Origin of the sequence: Rhizobium giardinii bv. giardinii H152, assembly GCF_000379605.1 — a bacterium.
Classification (GTDB): Bacteria; Pseudomonadota; Alphaproteobacteria; order Rhizobiales; family Rhizobiaceae; genus Pararhizobium; species Pararhizobium giardinii.
The window spans coordinates 1-1,337 of record NZ_KB902598.1; the positions used below are offsets into that span (position 1 = coordinate 1).

2 protein-coding genes are annotated in these 1,337 nt (G+C 59.9%); one reads left to right on the forward strand and one right to left on the reverse strand.

What is annotated here, in order from left to right:
- The coding region (locus tag A3AY_RS39650; RefSeq protein WP_040668375.1) for a hypothetical protein at nt 1-428 on the forward strand (428 nt) is incomplete at its 5' end.
- Nucleotides 429-590: 162 nt separating this feature from the next.
- Here the strand turns inward: A3AY_RS39650 and A3AY_RS0108760 are convergent.
- A partial coding sequence (locus A3AY_RS0108760; RefSeq protein WP_018325304.1) for an SDR family NAD(P)-dependent oxidoreductase occupies nt 591-1,337 on the reverse strand: 747 nt, incomplete at its 5' end.

The following is a 1,337-nucleotide window of genomic DNA, read 5'->3' on the forward strand; positions in this document are numbered from 1 at the left end:
ATTTTCTGAGCCAGGCGGAGGATCGCTTGTTCAGGCCCAATGACCCATGGGATAGTTTTGCAAAGGGCGAACCGACAGCGGACGCGCGGATTCTCTCAGCCTTGGGTGCCCTGACGCGTAACAGGACGGCAGCCGAATTGCTGACCGCGCAAGCGATGGTCGCCTATGATCTCAATCCGACGCCGATGGCCGCCTTTGTAGCAGAACCGCTTTCGGAGATCGTAACGAGAAGTTGGGAACATCTCTGTGAGGTGCCGGCCTTGTTGGCGATGCCACGGTTGTCCGTGCCTCAGATCCGCACGGCGATATCCTCGACGCCAGCCGGTTGGCGGCGCATTCAATCTGTTCTCCGTTCCGCTTTAACGGCGATTCCCAACAATACAGCGCGGGATCTGCGAAGGTTCATCGATGCATTGCAAGACAGGTAGCCAAGGGCTGAAGCCCGAGCGATGATTTTTGGACATTATCGGGTAAATTGGGGGCCTTAGGCCTTGCGAAAGCGGGGTCGCCGGGTCGTATCCCATCAAGGCGATGGGAGGCCCCGAAGGCGACCTCCCATCGGACGAAGTTTAACCAGACGAGCGTCCTCATTAGCCAACGGCGAAGTCGGTCGACACCGAGACGGTGCGCCATTCGGAGAGGATGGCAGCGTCTTGTGCGTGCTTTTTCTCGATCGCGGCGACTGTGTCGCTACCGAGCGGCAGGCGCACTGGCGGATTGGGGGCGTCAGTGAAGGCGATCAGAACCTCTGCCAGCTTTTGAGGATCGCCGGGTTGGTTATGGCTGAGACTTGTAGCTACGGTGCGCACCTTGCCGACAGTCTCTGCGTAATCGCCGATGATATCGCCGCTGACCGACAAGGAGGAGCTATCGAGGAAATCTGTGCGGAAATAGCCCGGCTCGATGACCGTGACGTGAATGCCAAGCGGTGCCAGTTCGTCATGCAGAGCTTCGCTCAACCCTTCGACTGCGAATTTCGTCGAGGAGTAGACACCGAAGCCAGCGGCGCCGCGATAGCCGCCGATCGATGAGATATTCAGGATGCGGCCGGAACGCGCTCGGCGCATCGAGGGCAGGACCGCGCGGGTTACGTTGAGGAGGCCGAAGACATTGGTGCGATAGACAGCCTCTATTTCGGATGCCGTCGCCTCCTCGACAGCCCCCATCAGTCCAAAGCCGGCATTGTTGAGCAGGATATCGATCTGGCCGAAGCGATCGATCGCGGCTTTCACCGCTGTGGTCGCCTGGCTGTCGTCCGTCACGTCGAGGGCGACCGGAAGCAGGTTAGGGTGTTCGCCGAACCGCTCGGTGATCGCCTTTGGATTGCGGGCGGTGGC